Annotated in this window: 17 protein-coding genes and 1 pseudogene; 8 read left to right on the top strand and 10 right to left on the bottom strand. The window is 46.5% G+C overall.

Annotation, left to right across the window (positions count from 1 at the left end; genetic code table 11):
- The first annotated feature begins 70 nt into the window (after nt 1–70).
- The 3 genes from sbcD to LNN34_RS10780 are packed head-to-tail and all read left to right on the top strand — an operon-like array spanning nt 71 to nt 4954.
- Nucleotides 71–1249, top strand: coding sequence for an exonuclease subunit SbcD (sbcD, locus tag LNN34_RS10790; protein ID WP_229043330.1), 1179 nt, complete (start codon nt 71–73; stop codon nt 1247–1249).
- Complete coding sequence (gene sbcC, locus LNN34_RS10785) at nt 1246–4638, top strand: exonuclease subunit SbcC (protein WP_229043328.1); 3393 nt, start codon at nt 1246–1248, stop codon at nt 4636–4638. Before sbcD ends, sbcC begins: the two co-directional genes overlap by 4 nt.
- A gap of 13 nt (nt 4639–4651) precedes the next feature.
- Nucleotides 4652–4954, top strand: coding sequence for an HNH endonuclease (locus tag LNN34_RS10780; RefSeq protein WP_059352698.1), 303 nt, complete (start codon nt 4652–4654; stop codon nt 4952–4954).
- A gap of 33 nt (nt 4955–4987) precedes the next feature.
- On the opposite strand, the gene LNN34_RS10775 is transcribed toward LNN34_RS10780, so the two are convergent.
- The 8 genes from LNN34_RS10775 to LNN34_RS10740 all read right to left on the bottom strand — a co-directional run bounded on the left by LNN34_RS10775 (nt 4988) and on the right by LNN34_RS10740 (nt 8679).
- Nucleotides 4988–5206, bottom strand: coding sequence for a spore germination protein (locus LNN34_RS10775; RefSeq protein ID WP_010333667.1), 219 nt, complete (start codon nt 5204–5206; stop codon nt 4988–4990).
- A 31-nt stretch (nt 5207–5237) separates the two neighbouring features.
- Nucleotides 5238–5639: a spore germination protein GerPE gene (locus tag LNN34_RS10770; RefSeq protein ID WP_044156475.1), complete on the bottom strand. Its 402-nt coding sequence runs from the start codon at nt 5637–5639 to the stop codon at nt 5238–5240.
- Nucleotides 5632–5814: a spore germination protein GerPD gene (gerPD, locus tag LNN34_RS10765; RefSeq protein WP_024120844.1), complete on the bottom strand. Its 183-nt coding sequence runs from the start codon at nt 5812–5814 to the stop codon at nt 5632–5634. Before gerPD ends, LNN34_RS10770 begins: the two co-directional genes overlap by 8 nt.
- Entirely contained in the window at nt 5811–6428 is a 618-nt protein-coding gene (locus LNN34_RS10760; RefSeq protein ID WP_229043326.1) for a spore germination protein GerPC, read from the bottom strand. The genes gerPD and LNN34_RS10760 overlap by 4 nt, the downstream gene beginning before the upstream one ends.
- Before the next feature lie 24 nt (nt 6429–6452).
- The gene (locus LNN34_RS10755; protein WP_229043324.1) at nt 6453–6686 is read right to left on the bottom strand and encodes a spore germination protein GerPB; all 234 of its coding nucleotides are present in this window, start codon (nt 6684–6686) and stop codon (nt 6453–6455) included.
- A gap of 14 nt (nt 6687–6700) precedes the next feature.
- Nucleotides 6701–6922, bottom strand: coding sequence for a spore germination protein (locus tag LNN34_RS10750; RefSeq protein WP_010333672.1), 222 nt, complete (start codon nt 6920–6922; stop codon nt 6701–6703).
- A gap of 483 nt (nt 6923–7405) precedes the next feature.
- The gene (locus LNN34_RS10745) at nt 7406–7570 is read right to left on the bottom strand and encodes an aspartyl-phosphate phosphatase Spo0E family protein (protein WP_229043322.1); all 165 of its coding nucleotides are present in this window, start codon (nt 7568–7570) and stop codon (nt 7406–7408) included.
- A gap of 152 nt (nt 7571–7722) precedes the next feature.
- Nucleotides 7723–8679, bottom strand: coding sequence for a CotH kinase family protein (locus LNN34_RS10740; protein ID WP_229043320.1), 957 nt, complete (start codon nt 8677–8679; stop codon nt 7723–7725).
- 156 nt (nt 8680–8835) lie between these two features.
- Here LNN34_RS10740 and LNN34_RS10735 point away from each other — a divergent pair, with 156 nt between their 5' ends.
- From LNN34_RS10735 to LNN34_RS10725, 3 genes are all read left to right on the top strand, one after another.
- Nucleotides 8836–9741: a fumarylacetoacetate hydrolase family protein gene (locus tag LNN34_RS10735; RefSeq protein ID WP_044156469.1), complete on the top strand. Its 906-nt coding sequence runs from the start codon at nt 8836–8838 to the stop codon at nt 9739–9741.
- A 114-nt stretch (nt 9742–9855) separates the two neighbouring features.
- Entirely contained in the window at nt 9856–10212 is a 357-nt protein-coding gene (locus LNN34_RS10730) for a YisL family protein (protein WP_044156468.1), read from the top strand.
- A 168-nt stretch (nt 10213–10380) separates the two neighbouring features.
- Nucleotides 10381–13065 carry a peptidase S8 gene (locus tag LNN34_RS10725; RefSeq protein WP_229043318.1) on the top strand — a complete coding sequence of 895 codons (2685 nt, stop codon included), beginning with the start codon at nt 10381–10383 and terminating at the stop codon, nt 13063–13065.
- 29 nt (nt 13066–13094) lie between these two features.
- Here the strand turns inward: LNN34_RS10725 and LNN34_RS10720 are convergent, their stop codons facing one another.
- A complete protein-coding gene (locus LNN34_RS10720; protein ID WP_059293077.1) occupies nt 13095–13652 on the bottom strand; it encodes a DUF2777 domain-containing protein in 558 nt (185 codons plus the stop codon).
- 174 nt (nt 13653–13826) lie between these two features.
- Between LNN34_RS10720 and asnB the strand changes: the two genes are divergently transcribed.
- Nucleotides 13827–15671 carry an asparagine synthase (glutamine-hydrolyzing) gene (asnB, locus tag LNN34_RS10715; protein WP_229043316.1) on the top strand — a complete coding sequence of 615 codons (1845 nt, stop codon included), beginning with the start codon at nt 13827–13829 and terminating at the stop codon, nt 15669–15671.
- A gap of 144 nt (nt 15672–15815) precedes the next feature.
- Here the strand turns inward: asnB and LNN34_RS10710 are convergent, their stop codons facing one another.
- Complete coding sequence (locus tag LNN34_RS10710; protein WP_229043315.1) at nt 15816–16295, bottom strand: DinB family protein; 480 nt, start codon at nt 16293–16295, stop codon at nt 15816–15818.
- A gap of 266 nt (nt 16296–16561) precedes the next feature.
- Here LNN34_RS10710 and LNN34_RS10705 point away from each other — a divergent pair.
- A pseudogene (locus LNN34_RS10705) lies at nt 16562–17387 on the top strand (phytoene/squalene synthase family protein).
- Nucleotides 17388–17393: the final 6 nt, after the last annotated feature.

Here is a 17393-nt window from a genome sequence, read left to right as displayed (position 1 = left end):
GAGATCCATAAGCTCCGGGAATTCAGACGGAGCGGATCTCGTTTTCTATACAAAAGAGAGGTGAACACATTTGCGGATTTTACATACGGCTGACTGGCATCTAGGAAAAACGCTTGAAGGAAGAAGCAGGCTGAGTGAACAGGCGGATGTATTGGACGAACTGAATACAATCGTAAAGGAAGAGCAGATCGATGCTATTGTGATGGCGGGAGACGCGTTTGATACCGTGAACCCGCCGGCTTTAGCCGAGCAGTTATTTTATGAAAGCCTGTCCGCTCTCAGTGACAGAGGAAAGCGCCCGATCGTTGTCATTGCCGGAAACCATGATAATCCTGACAGATTGTCCGCTGCTTCACCGCTGACACATGAGAACGGCATTTATTTAATCGGCTATCCGACAACTGAACCGCTTCATATAGAAGTGCCTTCAGCAGATGAGCTTTTGGCTGTCGGAGCGCTGGCATATCCGTCTGAGGCACGGTTAAATGAAGTTCTTTCCGATACATTTGATGAGAAACTTCTCCGTGATCACTATGATGTGAAAATCAGGCAGGCATTTGAACAGATCACAAGCCGCTTTCGAAAAGACGCCATAAAGATTGCGGCCAGCCATATTTATGTTGCGGGCGGCAACCAAACGGACTCGGAGCGGCCGATTGAAGTCGGCGGCGCTTATACGGTGGCCGCTGAAAGCCTGCCGGCGGACGCCGCTTACGTGGCGCTTGGCCATTTGCATCGGCCGCAAACGATTAAACGGGCGCGAACGCTTGCGCGGTATTCTGGATCTCCGCTGGCCTACAGCTTTTCTGAGGCAGGCTACGCCAAATCGGTGACCATTGTAGACGCAAAGCCGGGCGAAGAGGCCTCTTGGCATGAGGTTTTATTATCAAGCGGCAAGTCTCTCGTAAAATGGAAAGCGGCAAATGGTTTAAGCGAGGTATACAGCTGGCTCGATGAAGGCAGGGATCAGAATGCCTGGATTGATCTTGAAATCCGTGTAACGGACCAGCTGTCACTTGAAGACATTCACCGACTGCGAAAAGCACATCCGGGCTTTATCCATATCAGGCCGGTCTTTGAAGAACAAAACAGTGAACGCGAACGGATCGAGGTTAAACATGTGTCCATCGAAGACCGTTTTAAGAAATTTTATGAAAAACAGACAGGCGGCGCAGTGCCGGATGATGAAATGGTGAAGCTGTTTTTAGAGCTTGCATCAGGCGCAGAAGATGAGGAGGAAGCAAGATGAAGCCGATCGCCTTAACGATAAAAGGGCTCCACAGCTTTAGGGAGGAGCAGACGATAGATTTTGACAGCCTTTCCGGTGCAGGTGTCTTCGGTATTTTCGGGCCGACAGGAAGCGGTAAATCCTCGATCCTTGATGCGATGACCCTTGCTTTATACGGAAAGGTAGAGCGGGCGGCGAACAATACGCACGGGATCTTAAACCATGCGGAAGATTCGCTGACTGTCTCCTTTACCTTTGCGCTTCAGTCCAATCATCAAACCTCTTACAAAGTCGAGCGCGTGTTTAAGAGAACGGATGAAATGAAGGTGAAAACAGCGCTTTGCCGTTTCATCGAGATCAAGGATGAGCAAACCGTGCTTGCTGATAAGGCCAATGAAGTAAACAAAAGAGTCGAGGAGCTCTTGGGTCTGACCATCGACGACTTTACGAGAGCGGTTGTGCTGCCGCAAGGGAAGTTTGCTGAATTTCTTTCCTTAAAAGGGGCGGAACGCAGGCATATGCTTCAGCGTTTATTCAATTTGGAACAGTATGGAGACCGCCTTGTGAAAAAGCTGAGACGGCAGGCGCAGGAAGCCAATGCGAGAAAAAACGAAATGCTTGCAGAGCAATCGGGTCTCGGAGAGGCGAGTTCAGAAGCGGTTGAACAAGCTGAACAAGCGCTTGAACAAGCGGAAGCCAAACTGGAATCAGTGCGGAAAAATCGTGATCAAATAAAAGAACGGTTTGCGGAGCATCAAGAGATCTGGAATGTCCAGAAGGAAAAAATCGTTTATGAAGCAGAGAAAAAGCGGCTTGAAGAGGAAGAACCGCATGTCGGCAGCATGCAAAAACGCCTGGCGGAAGCGGAAACAGCGGCCGCTTTAAAGCCGTATGCGGACCGGTACCTGGAAGCGGTACAGAATGAGGAGAAGGCCGCAAGGGAGGAAGTGCTTGCCCAAAAGGATTTAACAGAACGCACCGCTTTCTTTCAGCAAAAGAATGAAGAATATGAGGCGTGGCGCCGCCATAAAAGCGAGAAAGAGCCAGAGCTTTTAGCTGAGCAGGAACAGCTCTTCCGCTTGCAGGAGATCGAAATCAAATTGAGAGAGGCCCAGCAGGAGGCAGAGCGCAAACAGGCTGAACTTCAGCAGAAGGCCGAAAATCTTCAATCTGTCATGAAGGATTTAGAAGCCGTAACCGACCGTCTTTCAAGGGGACAAAACAGACAGACGGAATTAAAACAGCAGCTCAAAACCTTGCAGGTAACCACTGATGAGCGGAAAAGCTGCCAGCAGGCCGCTGAAATGGCTTTGCGGATCAGACAGACTGAGGAGCAGCTGGGAAAAGAGAAAAAACGCATTGACGCATTGAACCTTGTATTACAGAAGATGAATGAGGAAAAGAACACATTCGTTCAAAAGGCTGAAGCGGAAGAAAATAAAATCATACAGGCATATGAGGCTGTTCAAGCTGTATATCATATGGTCTGCGAGACGGAACGGTCCCTTACGCGTACTGCTGATCAGGCAAAACAGCGACAAAACACACTCCATACTCAGCGTGAGAAAGCAAGAATGGCGGCACTTACCAAGGAGTTATCGGAAAAATTGATTGCCGGAAAACCTTGCCCGGTCTGCGGTTCAACCGATCATGATCCGTCTGCCTCAGCACATGGGACATATGAGCCGGATCGCAACGTTGAAGCAGAAATCAAACAGACAGAAGATTTGCTGTCAGAAGCGGCGGCGCTCAGTCAGGAGATTCTTTCTGCCAAAATCACACTTGAAGAGCAGTCCGCCCGCTTTCTCGAGCAGTGTCCGTTTTTGAAATCGATTCAAGCGCCGACTCTTGAGGCAGCTGCTTCCTACGAGAATCAGCCGGTGCAGGAAGCATTTCATGCCGCAAAAATAGAATGGAAGCAAATCAAACAGGACATCCTGTCAGTCAAAACACGAATGACCCAAATGATCGGCACATATCAGGAATCATTAAAAAAAGCTGAACAGCTTAACGAGAGAATGAGTTTTGAAAAAAGAGAGGCTGACCGTATTGGCAGCATGATCGCAGAGCTTCAGTCCTCGATGGACAGCCAGCAGAAGATGTTTCATGAAGCATTTGAAGGCCAATCCCTGGATGAAGCGGAAAAATGGCAGCAAGCCATTGAAGAAAAGGATCGGGCCGCGGAAGAGTGCGAGAAACGAATTGAACGCAGTATCGCTTTTCTTTCTGAGCATGAGTCACAAAAGGAGCGGCTGCGGGAATCGAGCCATCAGCTTGAAAGGGAAAAACTGGAGCTTCACTATGCCGCAGAACGTACGAAGGGCGTCGTAGCTGATTATAAGCAGGAACTCGGAGACTATGTAAAAGAGGATTCCATCCAAACGAAGCTCCGCTCAGTTCAGCAGGATCTGAAATGTTTAAAGGAAAAAGAACAATCTCTATATGAAGAGCTGCAAAGCGCCCAAATGATGCTCAATCAGGCAAAAAGCCGCGCTTCAGCAAGCGAGCATACGCTTAAGGAAGCGGAAAAAAGGTTGAAAAAAGCGGAAGCGGATTGGCTTGAACATGCGAAAAGCACCCGCTTTGTCCGGGCTGACGAGGTGGAGCGCAGTCTCATCCCAGCCGATGAACTTGAAAAGATCAAAGGCAGCATTGACCAGTTTCTGGATAAATGTAAGCAAAATGCCGCAAACTTAAAACGTGTGTCTGATAAGCTCGCCGGCAGATCCTTATCCGAAAGTGAATGGAACGAAACCGTCACGTCCTTAAAAGAAGCCGAGGAGGCATTTGGGACTGCTATGGAAGAAAAAGGAGCGGCGGCCAAAGCACTGGCTGTGATCCGCGACCATCACAAACGTTTCAATGAAATTGAAGCTGAGCTGAAAAAATGGCAGACCCATATCGACAGGCTGGACAAGCTTCAAGCAGTGTTTAAAGGCAATACGTTCGTTGAATTTTTAGCTGAGGAACAGCTTGAAAGTGTTGCACGGGATGCGTCAGCACGGCTCGGCGTGCTGACAAGGCAGCGTTATGCCATTGAAGTGGATTCAGAAGGCGGATTTGTGATGCGGGATGATGCCAATGGAGGCGTTAAGCGTCCGGTATCAAGCTTGTCAGGAGGGGAGACCTTCCTTACCTCGCTTTCTCTTGCTCTCGCGCTGTCTGCGCAGATTCAGCTTCGCGGTGAATACCCGCTGCAGTTCTTTTTCTTGGATGAAGGGTTTGGAACGCTTGACCAAGATCTGCTTGATACGGTTGTCACCGCCTTGGAAAAACTGCAGTCAGACAATCTGTCTGTCGGCGTGATCAGCCATGTGCAGGAACTGCGGGCGCGGCTTCCGAAAAAGCTGATCGTACATCCGGCTGAACCTAGCGGACGCGGCACAAGGGTAACACTTGAGATGATGTAAGGGGGGCGCGGATGTGGCAAAACAGACTGTCGGGATATGTGAGCTGTGCGGCCGAAGCGATGTCCAGCTGACAGAGCACCATCTCACACCGAAGGAAGAAGGCGGAACGTTCCAGCCGACTGCGATGCTTTGCATCCCTTGCCATAAACAGATCCATGCCTTGTATACAAATCAGGAGCTGGCAGTTCGACTGTCCGGAATAGAAGCGCTCAGAAACGATCCGCAGCTTGCCAGGTTTGTTAAATGGATCAGAAAACAGCCGCCTGAAAAGCTGATTAAAACAAAGAAGTCCAATGAACGGAAAAAGAAAAAATAAAAAGCAGCCCTCTCTTTGCAGAGCGGCTGCTTTTTATCCGTTTCCAACCATATCCTGATCGCTGACATCGGGGTCTATATAATTTGTCGCGTTGACTGCATTGTTTAAAAGAAGGAAATCTCCCGTGTTTCCTGCTCCCGAACCGAGCGCAGATTTTGAAGAGCTTTTCGGAGAAAGGTAAAAGGAATCACCAAAGTTCACGACTCCGCCCGATATGGAATTGATAGCTATAGGCCCGACAATTGCTGGCATAGACGACACCCTTTATAGAAGTCTCTGTTTATTATATGCCCGTGCCGGACGATTGTGAGTTTGGAGGGAAAATCTGACGGATATGTTTAATCCGCGCGTCGCCGCGTACGACCGAAGCTGAGCCTGCATGAAAAACGGAAGAGGATGAGACCCCTTGAATTTTGATGTTGCGGACATGAATGACAGGCACCTCATGGCAAAAAGCGGTTTGCACGCCCGTTTCCGGAAGAAGCTTCACAGCGTGCTGATCAAAAATAGGGTACTCCTTTCTGTTAAATGAGCCCTCATTTTCATAAAACGTTGAAAGCGAGCGCTGAACAGCGAGCACTTTTATTTTCATATCAATTTCGTTTGTATCGCCTGCTTGAAATACGCTTGATATTCCGAGTGAGTTAAATTTAATCTGTCTGATGCGTGATATACGCTTAAGCATGATTCGACGGCAGCGGAGCAAACGGACCGATAATAAGAGATTCAGGCGGCGTATCGAAAATAGACGATAAATAGATGGATTCTGCGTCTCCAATTTGGAAAACAGAGGAACTGGATACACCGTTCATTCGGATATCTCCGACTTCCAGGCTGCGGTTGACGACGGTAAAGATCATGCTTGCTCATCTCCTTTCATTTCGGAGGGGATATGTTCGAGAAAATGTTCCACAGCACGGATCGCGTCACGCTTCACATGCTCAGCGATATGTTCCGCATATTGTTTGGGCGGCGTGTTTTCTTCTTTTTTGATATGGGACATATAATAGTGAATCCGGCTGTCTATTTGTTTTCTGATGTCCTCAATTACATGATGCCGGTTTGTGTCGTCAAGCCTGCTGTCATATTGGTTTTCTAGCTGCTCCAAAACAGCCGGGATTTCCTCGGTTAAATACATGTCGACGTTCTGCCGGATTTGCTGCATGAGCTGGGCGCTCTCTTCCTGCTGCATCATTCCGATTTCCGGTGTAGTCTGGCTCACTTCAAAGTTTTGAACGCTGTTCGGGTCTGTCGGATTTAAACCGATATTCAGCGTGCCGTCGAGCCGTTCGATTTTCAGCTGATCAAATTTATATTCCACACGCTCAATGGTTGTGGCCGGCCGCTGTTTCATCGTATTCATTTCAGTTTGCATCTCTTTCAGCTGGCGTTCGAGCTGCTGAATATGCAGCGCCTGCTGCTGAACGAAGGAATTCAAATTTTGCAAGTAAGAGGAAATGGATTGATCATACATGTTCTTTCACCTCTCATCTTATTATTAACGGCCAGGGGGCTGGAGCGGGACCAATGATCCTGTATCGGGCCCTTCCGATTCACCCTGTCCCCCCAAAGCGGAAACCTCAGGTGCGGGTTCCACATAGCTGCCCGTATTATACAAGTTTGAAAGAGACTTAATAGATCCGGCGCTCCCGATTTGCAGTATGGAGGAGTTGCTGATTGATTCCAGCCGGAGATAGTTAATTTGGATGGTTTGATTGATATAAAAATTCATGAAGCACCGCTCCTTTACGCATTGCCTGCGATCGGCTGATCAACCACATCATTGTCGTACACATTCGTTGCGTTTTTATAATTCATCACCTTCAGACTGTCACCGGTATTAAAGCTGCCTGCCCCGGCAAACGTTCTGACCTCGGCTTGAGGAGAAATGGTAATGCAGTCTCCGATATGAACGACTCCGCTCGTACCGACCGCATTAATTTTAAACGCTCCGACAATTGCCGGCATACGAGCACATCCTTTGTTGTAAAATTGAAAAAAGGCAGGTCAAGTAAGGACAAGATTTGTTTCTGCTGGGCTATTCACGATAGCTTATGACAAACGCACATTTGTGTGAGAGAAAATTAAATGGGGACATGCCGGAGAGATGTATAAAAAAATCCGTTTATTTTTTCCAGATGAAGGTTTAAATATGTGAGAATCTGGGTATTGTATACGGCCAAGCGGAAATGCGGCGATGCTGCCGCTGTCCGCCTGCGTGATTGTATATTGTGTTGCGTTGGTGTATGTGCAAAAGAGGTACAAGAAATGTCTTTCGGAGTAATTCGTGCTGCTGAAGTGTGATGTTTCATGCTGATCCTGAAAGAGTCTGCTGTATTGTTCAAGGTGTTGTTTTCGGGGCGGAAAATTCTCGACCTGAAGCATGTCTCAGGATGTTGATGAGCAATAGCGGCGGGTGAGGCGGCAAGCCTTTAAATACATATCATATGATCACACACGGGCGTTTTGCCCCCAAGAGGTGATTTCTTCTTTAATTCGAATATTGAGCAGACTGTCCAGCTCTTGGCTGCATTGAATCGTTTCTTTCGAATTCATACCGTATTTTTGTGCTGTTTCAATTAGGATAACTCTCATTTCTTCAATTTTTGTATTCATGAAACAATCTCCAATTCTAGATTTTATTTTGATGCATACTGGATATAGATAGTATAACCTATTTTGGCTGAAAAGGTTGCCTTTCGTCAATTTGACTAAAAAAGCGACAATTTTTGCTGCGGTCTTTTTGACTTGCTCTGGCTGAGAAAGGACTATAGTCTCGTCAGGTGTACTTGTAAAAAGTCCTGCCGCTCTTCGATTTCGCGCAGGATATTTGCTTGCTCCTTCTCTAATTGTAAGGGGCTTTTTTTTATGTGAGGATCATCGCCTGCTCTTTGACAAATGTCAAAATGCCAGTCTCTGATAAACGGAGACAGACGGTCGATCGTAAACTCCCGGCTCAGCACGTTTTTCATTAGCGCGTGATATTGCGCCCGGAAAGCTGGGATGGAGAGAAGTCTTGACGCAAGTGTACGGCCGTTTGTCAATAGAGGGTCTTCTTCTGTAAATCCGTATGCGGCAAGCGCTTTTGTTTCCATTGGAGCGATGTGAAAGCGGCCGGTCTCGTTCAAACAAAGGCCGTAATAAAAGGCTTGGCGGGTGCAGGCGCTGCCGATCAGCCACAGGAAAAACAGCTTTACATCAAGATACATTTTAATTCGTTCGGCAAATTCTTCATCCTCCGCTGTACAGATCAGCGTGAGAAATTCACGTAAGTATGCGGTGCGCTGTCTGTTTTCAATGGAAGCGTCGTGTTTGAAAACAGACAGCGGAACCCTCGGATCGGTATCCTTCACTTCAAAAATGGCTCCTTTCGGAAGCCGGCGATTCTCATCGAGCCCATCAATTTTCAAATAAATGCCTTCCCTTTGGCCATTAATGATCAGAAAGATGTAAGAAGCATCCTGGGAAGCGATACCGATTTGATGAAAAAAACAATAAGCAAGCCTGCGCCGCATCAGTGAAGGATCATCTTGTTCCGCATTCAGATAAAACTTTTTTTCACCGAGCGGAGACTGATCCCAGTTTATTTCATAGGACGCCTTTTGCAGGCTGTCACGCTGTGTGAGAAGAATGGGAGAAACGATTCTGTCTGTCATCATCAGTCCCTTGGCAGTCCCCGTTCTGTTAAGCTGCTGCCGACGAAAAAATAAATGTATGCTTTCCATATTCTTTCCTCCTCCTCAGAAGCCATTTGTATGATATGTACAGCGAGCTAGTCCCGAAACGGGAATGAAAACACGCATTTGATAAAAAGGAATTTCAGCATTCGACAGAGAATAACTGAAGTAGAACTCTGATTTAAAAGATGATGGAGGAATAACATGAAATTTGCGACAGGGGAACTTTACAACCGAATGTTTGTCGGCCTGATCATTGAAGATGATAAAATTATGGACTTGCAAAGGGCTGAAAAAAAACTGTTTGAACTTGAGACGATTCCGGGTTCGCTGATTGAGTGTATCGCAGAAGGGGATAAATTTGTTGCGCATGCAAGGCAGCTGGCCGAGTGGGCGAAGAAACCAAATGATGAGCTTGGCTCATTTATTTACTCATTATCTGACGTGAAGCTCCATGCGCCTATTCCTAAGCCGTCAAAAAATATCATGTGCATCGGCAAAAACTATAGGGATCACGCAATTGAAATGGGCAGCGAGGCTGACATTCCGGAGCATCCGATGGTATTTACAAAATCGCCTGTAACAGTCACTGGCCACGGTGATGCGGTAAACAGCCATGAGGAGGTCACCTCTCAGCTCGATTACGAAGGAGAGCTTGCTGTCGTCATCGGAAAAAGCGGCACCCGCATTTCAAAAGAAGAAGCTTATGACCATATTTTCGGATATACAATTGTGAATGATATCACGGCGCGGGATCTGCAAAAAAGACATAAGCAGTTTTTTATCGGAAAAAGTCTGGATACGACATGTCCGATGGGACCTGTGCTTGTACATAAATCGTTAATTCCTGATCCGGAGCGCCTTAAGGTTGAAACGAGGGTCAACGGCGAGCTGCGCCAATCCGGCTCGGCAAGCGATATGATTTTCTCTGTCGCGGAATTAATCGAAACCCTTTCAATGGGGATGACGCTTGAAGCGGGGGACATTATTGCGACCGGCACGCCGTCTGGTGTAGGAAAAGGCTTTACACCGCCGAAATTTCTGCGGCGAGGCGATCAAATCGACATCACGATTGAACCCATCGGAACGCTGTCAAATCAAATCGGCTGATCATAAGGAGGGCGGCACAGGAACCGCCCGCTTTTTCTGTGAATCATCTTTGTAGCAAGGGACAAGTTCGTGGTACTATAAGTGGGGTAATGTTATCTGATAGGGGGAACATGTATGACACACATGCATATTACATCATGGGTGGTAGCGCTGATCCTGCTTTTCGTCAGCTACTCGCTGTATTCATCAGGAAGTGCGAAGGGCGCCAAAATCACTCATATGATTCTGCGGTTATTTTATATCATTATTATTTTGACAGGTGCTGAGCTGTTTGTCCGTTTCGCCAACTGGAACGGGGAATACGCTGGAAAAATGCTGCTTGGCATTATCACCATCGGCCTGATGGAAATGCTATTGATCCGCAAGAAAAAAGAAAAATCAACTGGCGGACTGTGGATCGGCTTTATCATTGTCCTTGTGCTGACAGTGCTGCTCGGTCTTCATCTGCCGATTGGATTCCGATTATTTTAATAGAAAAAGCTTGAACCCGGTTCTAAAGAGAATCGGGTTTTTTTATATGGTTCCTCCCTGATATTCCAAATCATTTAAAATAACCTTAAAATTCCCTGTAAGCGGTATCTCGGCCTATGAAATTATGATACTCTTCAAAAAGATTCATTATTTTACAGGAGGGATAACATGAAACGAAGAAAATTCAGCTCTTTTTTGGCGGCAGTGCTTATTTTCGCACTGATCTTCAGCCTTTTTTCTCCAGGCACCAAAGCAGCTGCTGCCGGAACCATTGATGCAGCCGGTGTGCTGGAAAAAGGCAAAGAACAAACGGGAACCATGAAGGAACCGGAGCAGGCGAAATGGTATCAAGTGAATCCTGGAAAGGCAGATATTCAGAAAGACTCGCATATGGCACTGACTGTTAAGAGTGATGCTGTACTGAATGTATCTGTCTACCCAAGCAAGGAAAAAGCGCTTAAAGATGAGACGTTTGACATGTACCGTTCCTACACAGCAGAGGATGGAAAGAGCGAAATTGTTTTTCCTTATGCATGGAGCGGCCCTTACTATGTAAAGGTTGAGAACCTTGGGGAAGAGGAAACGGAAGACGGAGGAAGCGCAGAAACAGCTGCCGAAGCCAAATATACGATTGGATATACAGGCACCAAAAAACAGCCCTCAGATCTGGAAGAGGAAGAAGCCTGCCCGGTGGAAATGAGTGTCGATCAGAAAAAATCGGGAAAAGGCATTCTGGCAAAGCTGAGAGCGATTCGTGATGAGCAGCTCAGCCAAACAGCAGAGGGCAAAGAACTGACAAGCCTTTACTACAAAGCGGCTCCATTTATTGCTGCAAAACTCGCACTCAATAAAACAGAGAGAAATGAAGTCTATCAAGATCTTGTGACGTTAAAACCAATGTTTGACGATGTGTCAGAAAATGGCGCAGCGTCTGCATATAAGGTAACCGAAAAGGATCAAAAAGCAATCAATCGGTTATACGAAACGGCTTTACAATCCGTTCCGTCTTTCTTGAAAGGGGATATAAAGAAACAGGCGGAGCGATTAAACATCACAAAGCTTGAAGGCAAGACGGCAGGAGCGGTTTTATCTGAAAACAGCCTGTCGGCAAAAAGCGAAGTTCAGACAACAAAGGTGATTTTTAAGGTAAAAGACAATAAAAGCCTCTCATCAGTACATAACGAAATGAAGGGCTTTTCTGCCAGCGCGCAATCGAAAAAAGACATTTCCAATGTGAATAAGGCAAAGAAACTGTTTGACAACCTCTACTCTTTTGAACTGCCGAAGGATCAAAAGCAAAGCGGGACATACACGGCAAGCGCAAAACGTGTGAAAAGCGCTGCCGCGACATTATCCAAAATGTCTAACGTAGAATTTGCTGAACCGGTTCAGGAATACAAAAGCCTGTCTAACGACGTTCAGTACTCTTACCAGTGGCCGCTTAGAAACAATGGTGAAAACGGCGGCATCAAAAATGCAGATGTCAAATATGAGCCTGCCAGCACATTGCTGTCCAAGCGCAAGCTGAACGATACATTGATTGCGGTTGTGGACACAGGTGTAGACAGTACGCTTGCTGATTTAAAAGGGAAAGTAAGAACCGATCTGGGACGCAATTTTGTGGGACGGAATAACAATGCAATGGATGATCAAGGGCATGGAACGCATGTCGCCGGCATTATCGCCGCCCAAAGCGATAACGGCTATTCCATGACTGGCCTGAACGCCAAAGCGAAAATTATACCGGTTAAGGTGCTTGATTCAACAGGCTCCGGAGATACTGAACAAATTGCCCTCGGCATCAAATACGCAGCTGACAAAGGAGCAAAGGTCATTAACTTAAGCTTAGGCGGAGGCTACAGCCGCGTGCTTGAATTTGCTTTGAAATACGCGGCTGACAAAAACGTCCTGATTGCGGCAGCCAGCGGAAATGACGGAGCCAATTCCTTATCTTACCCAGCTTCCTCTAAATATGCCATGTCAGTCGGAGCGACGAACCGCATGGATATGACAGCAGACTTCTCTAACTACGGGAAAGGTCTCGACATCAGTGCGCCGGGTTCTGATATCCCGAGCTTGGTGCCGAACGGAAATGTGACGTACATGAGCGGAACGTCTATGGCGACGCCTTATGCGGCAGCTGCGGCAGGGCTGCTGTTTGCGCAAAATCCGAAGCTTAAAAGAACAGAAGCAGAGGATATCCTGAAAAAGACAGCGGACGATATTTCCTTTGAAAGCGCCGACGGTGAAGAAGAGGAATTGTATGACGATAATGGCGATCCAATCGAAATTCCCCGCATTCCAGGAGTTGACTGGCATTCCGGATACGGCCGGCTGAATGTGATGCAGGCTGTCAGTGCCGTTGACTTACAGGTGAAGATCAATAAGCTGGAAAGCACGCAAACAGCCGTCAGAGGAAAAGCGAAAGAAGGCACGCTGATCGAGGTGATGAGCGGCAAGAAAAAACTCGGCAGTGCCAAAGCGGGAAAAGACGGTACATTTAAAGTCAGCATCCCGACTCAGAAACAAGATAAAGTCCTGCATGTGAAAGCCTCTAAAGGCGATGCAAAAACATCCTTACAAGTGGTTGTCGTGAAAGGAAAACCATCCGGCACACCGAAAGTAAAGGCTGTCAAAACGAAAGACACAGCAGTAAAAGGCACGGCCAGCAGCAAAGCGGTGATCAAAGTGAAAAACAAATCGAAAAAAGTGATCGCTTCTGGTAAAGCTGACGCAAAAGGTGCCTTTACGGTAAAAATCAAAAAACAAAAAGCCGGGACTGTGCTGTACGTCACGGCAGCTGATACGGATAAAAAAGAAAGCAAGGCTGTAAAGGTTGTTGTAGAAAAATAAAGAAAAAGCGGTGCTGAAGCACCGCTTTTTTATTTGCGTCCCCGCTGGACCGCTGAATACATAATGGAACGCTTTCCATCGGAAGCCGTCCATTCGAACCGGTCGCCAGCCGCTCCTCTGCTGTAATGGTGCTGCAGCGCGCATTGGGCGGTATCATTTGAAAAGTGATAAAAGGAAACACCCTGTTCCTCTGAGATATTTGAAAAGACCTCTTTATTATAAGAAAACACGCAATCGAATACCGATAAACCAAAGCTGTGCAAATGCTGCAAAAAAGCGAGAAAGGTTTCATCATCCAGCGAATCCAGAAGCGTCATAAGCGGACGTTTTACCGATTTTTCATAGCGTATGCATTCTCCGCCGGAAAGGGAGATGTCTTCTCCGTAACATGTCAGAACCATTTTGTCCTGGAAATCGGCCTGCTCCCACTTCCCTTCGCGCTGAATCCAGATCGGTCTGTTTTGAAGACTTTCCGCCAGCAGCACTTCACCTTCCTGGTTTTCGATTAAGCATATGCCGTCTTCGACCAGAATGGTGCCGTATTCCCATTTCTGTTCATCTTTATATAGAAATTGTTTTCGTTTCATAAATGAAGTGCTCTCCTTTTTTCTTCGTTCCTCTCTTTTCTTTCCAATACAAGCCTGTCCCATACAACTCTTTTGTGGACAAATCAACTATCTGTCTATAGATGCATAAACTTACTAAGGTGCTGAAAGAAACGAATTTGATACCGAAAGAAACGGGATTGGAGCTGATATCACATGTGTGGAATTACGGGTTGGGTCGACTTTAAAAAGCAGCTCGTCCAAGAAAAACAAACGATGAACAGAATGACAGACACTTTTTCCAAACGGGGGCCTGATGATTCTAACGTTTGGGGAGAGCACCATGTTTTATTCGGACATAAAAGGCTTGCGGTTGTTGATATTGAAGGCGGACGCCAGCCGATGGCATGCACCTATAAAGGGGATACGTACACAATTATTTACAATGGTGAGCTGTATAACACGGAAGATCTGCGCAAAGAGCTGCGGGCGCGGGGCCATCAGTTCGAGCGGACATCTGATACCGAGGTGTTGCTGCACAGCTACATTGAATGGCAGGAGGATTGTGTGGATCGCTTGAACGGCATTTTCGCCTTTGCCGTGTGGGATGAAAAGCGTGATCTGCTGTTTGCGGCGAGAGACCGTCTTGGCGTGAAGCCGTTTTTTTATACGGAGCAAGGCTCTTCTTTTCTCTTCGGATCAGAACTCAAAGCCATCCTCGCACACCCCGGGGTGAAGGCGCGGGTGGACAGAACGGGTCTCTCGGAAATTTTCGGGCTCGGACCGTCCAGAACCCCGGGGACAGGCGTGTTTAAAGGCATTAATGAAGTCCGTCCGGCCCATGCGCTGACGTTTTCTAAAGACGGACTGAACATATGGCGTTATTGGAATGTCAAAAGCGAGAAACATACGGACAGCTTTGAAGACAGTGTGGCCAATGTGAGATCGTTGTTTCAGGATGCGGTGACGCGGCAGCTAGTGTCGGATGTTCCGGTTTGTACGTTCCTATCCGGCGGACTTGATTCGAGTGCGATTACCGCCATTGCCGCAGGCCATTTTGAAAAGGAAGGAAAAGCCCCGCTTCATACTTATTCGATTGATTACGAAGAAAACGACAAATTTTTTCAAGCGAGCGCCTTTCAGCCAAATGACGACGGGCCGTGGATTGAAAAAATGACAGAGGCCTTTGGCACGACGCATCATAAATGCGTCATCAGCCAAAAAGATCTCGTCGATCATTTGGAGGAAGCCGTTCTGGTCAAAGACCTTCCGGGAATGGCTGACGTCGACTCGTCCCTATTATGGTTTTGCCGTGAAATCAAAAAGGACTTTGTCGTCAGCCTGTCAGGAGAATGCGCGGATGAGATTTTCGGCGGATATCCGTGGTTCCATACAGCAGACGTTGAGTCCGGTTTTCCGTGGATGAGATCAACTGAAGAGCGGGTGAAGCTGCTCTCCGATACGTGGCAGAAAAAATTGAATTTGAAAGAATACGTACATGCGAAATACGAAGAAACCTTGGCCGAAACGCCGTTACTAGACGGTGAAACAGGTGAGGATAAAGCAAGGAGACAGCTGTTCTATTTAAATATGCTTTGGTTTATGACCAATCTTTTGGACCGGAAGGATCGCATGAGCATGGGGGCGAGCCTTGAGGTGCGGGTGCCGTTTGCAGATCATCGGCTCGTTGAATATGTCTGGAATATCCCATGGGAAATGAAAATGCATGACAACCGGGAAAAAGGCATTTTGCGAAAAGCGCTTGAAGGCATTTTGCCTGATGAAATCTTATATCGTAAAAAAAGCCCGTATCCGAAAACGCACCATCCTGAATATACAAAAGGAGTCAGCGAGTGGCTGAAAGCGATCAGGAGCCAAAAGGACTCCGTGCTCCATACCCTGCTGGACAGAAACCAATTGGATCAGCTTTTAGAGACGGAAGGCTCCTCCTTCAAGGTGCCGTGGTTCGGACAGCTCATGAAAGGGCCTCAGCTGATCGCCCACCTTGCCCAAATCCATACATGGTTTGAAGCGTACCGCATTGATATTGATGAGGGGTAGGTTCAATGCAAATGTGATTAAAAGCCAGAGATGTATAGATTAAAATAAGAAGGATAGATGAGCAGAGAAAATATATGCTCTATCTATCCTTTTTTGTACAACAGCACTATCGAATTGTTGCTGCGCCAAAGTTCCCGCGTTCCTTCAATAAGAATGAATAGGTTTTAATGTTCTGCCGATAAAATTAGCTGATACCGGGCTTAACTTTAATTCCCTAGCCCATACAGAAAGTTGACCAATATGGTGAATTTCATGAGCGATTATATGATGTAATATTTCATCTCGCGTATATAAAACACCTTTCTCCCAAGGAACGCTTACAAGTTCATCTTTTATTTGATCTGAATGTGTTTCTAAAACATCAATTATTTCAGTTCGGAATGTATTTGAGAGAGATTTTACTTTATTGAGTGTATGATAATCAGCGAACTGAACAACGATATCTTCTTTTCCTTGGATAGCACGAACCCAACTATATTCCACATCAATAATATGAAAAAGGGTATATAAAATATTCTCTACCCCGCCAAGACGGTTTTTAAGTAATTCTTCAATGGTTAGTTGATGACACCAAGTAAACCATTGATCTCTAACCTGCCAGTTATATTCAAAAAAATTTATCACTGAACTCACTCCAATACTATCATGTATCAAATAACAATTAGCCCTTTTTTCCGTGATTCCTCTATTATTGAAGTAATGATTGAGAAATGTTTACATTCTATCTGTTGTATGGCATTCAAAATAAAAAAGCATATCTCGTCGATGATGCTGTTCAGACTAGGTATACGAGGTTTAGCAGCATGCTGCGTCTTGTTACTTTTACAAAGAAAGAATCGGCATTTTCTTCATATACAATTAAGAAAAAACATACTAGACTTGAAGAAGCAGTGATACATAGGAGTGAGAAAAATGAAAGAGATAAAAGAAGCTTACCAGCAATGCGGACAGATTGTTGGCGAATACGCGCCAGCCTGTTTCAAAGCATTATCATATCTCCCGCTAAAGCAAAGAGAAGCCGCTTGGGCAGTATTGTCGTTTTGCCACACGGCGGCCAGTGGAGCCGAAAAGGTATTGCCCGCATTCGAAGCTGAGGCTGATCATGTTTACCAAAGGACAAATAACGGTAATCACCATCTATGGAAGGCTTTTGATCATGCGTATCAGACCTTTACATTGGACAGCGAACCTTTTCGGGAGTTTATTGCCGCACAAAAAGAAGACGCCAAGCCGTATGATGCCCTTGATGAACTGCTCATGTACGCATATCAGACGGGCGGTGCTGCCGGATTGATGCTGCTGCCGATACTGACACGCCGAAAACAAGATCAGCTCAAACAAGCAGCCGTCTCTCTCGGCTTGGCCATACAGCTGGTTCGCTTCTTAAGCCATCTTGGCACAGATCAGCAAAAAAACCGCATTCCCCGCCAGGTAATGCAGCAATTCGGCTATACAGAGGCTGATCTCCAAAAAGGCACCGTAAATAAAGCGTTCACGATGACGTGGGAGTATATCGCATTTGAAGCGGAAGCCTATCTTGAAGAGTGCCTGGATGCCCTGCCGATTTTCCCTCAGTATTCTCAAAAAGCGGTAAAAGCTGCAGCTCAGCTGTACCGAGCCATTCTGGAAAAAATCCGAACGGAGCAGTACAACGTATTTGGACAAAAGCATGCCTTAACAGACAGCGAAGCAAAAATGATTCTGTCCGAGCTGTAAAAAAAC

It is taken from the genome of Bacillus sp. AF23 (assembly GCF_020861455.1).
Classification (GTDB): domain Bacteria; phylum Bacillota; class Bacilli; order Bacillales; family Bacillaceae; genus Bacillus; species Bacillus halotolerans.
This window is presented reverse-complemented; position numbering and strand designations above follow the sequence as displayed.

Bases quoted from the DNA above. Each gene is read 5' to 3' on its own strand.
- LNN34_RS10755 (WP_229043324.1), bottom strand. From the start codon at position 6,686: ATGAATTTTTATATCAATCAAACCATCCAAATTAACTATCTCCGGCTG.
- LNN34_RS10750 (WP_010333672.1), bottom strand. From the start codon at position 6,922: ATGCCGGCAATTGTCGGAGCGTTTAAAATTAATGCGGTCGGTACGAGC.
- LNN34_RS10740 (WP_229043320.1), bottom strand. From the start codon at position 8,679: ATGGAAAGCATACATTTATTTTTTCGTCGGCAGCAGCTTAACAGAACG.
- LNN34_RS10745 (WP_229043322.1), bottom strand. From the start codon at position 7,570: ATGAATACAAAAATTGAAGAAATGAGAGTTATCCTAATTGAAACAGCA.
- LNN34_RS10760 (WP_229043326.1), bottom strand. From the start codon at position 6,428: ATGTATGATCAATCCATTTCCTCTTACTTGCAAAATTTGAATTCCTTC.
- asnB (WP_229043316.1), top strand. From the start codon at position 13,827: ATGTGTGGAATTACGGGTTGGGTCGACTTTAAAAAGCAGCTCGTCCAA.
- LNN34_RS10770 (WP_044156475.1), bottom strand. From the start codon at position 5,639: ATGCTTAAGCGTATATCACGCATCAGACAGATTAAATTTAACTCACTC.
- LNN34_RS10775 (WP_010333667.1), bottom strand. From the start codon at position 5,206: ATGCCAGCAATTGTCGGGCCTATAGCTATCAATTCCATATCGGGCGGA.
- LNN34_RS10725 (WP_229043318.1), top strand. From the start codon at position 10,381: ATGAAACGAAGAAAATTCAGCTCTTTTTTGGCGGCAGTGCTTATTTTC.
- gerPD (WP_024120844.1), bottom strand. From the start codon at position 5,814: ATGATCTTTACCGTCGTCAACCGCAGCCTGGAAGTCGGAGATATCCGA.
- LNN34_RS10735 (WP_044156469.1), top strand. From the start codon at position 8,836: ATGAAATTTGCGACAGGGGAACTTTACAACCGAATGTTTGTCGGCCTG.
- sbcC (WP_229043328.1), top strand. From the start codon at position 1,246: ATGAAGCCGATCGCCTTAACGATAAAAGGGCTCCACAGCTTTAGGGAG.
- LNN34_RS10720 (WP_059293077.1), bottom strand. From the start codon at position 13,652: ATGAAACGAAAACAATTTCTATATAAAGATGAACAGAAATGGGAATAC.
- LNN34_RS10730 (WP_044156468.1), top strand. From the start codon at position 9,856: ATGACACACATGCATATTACATCATGGGTGGTAGCGCTGATCCTGCTT.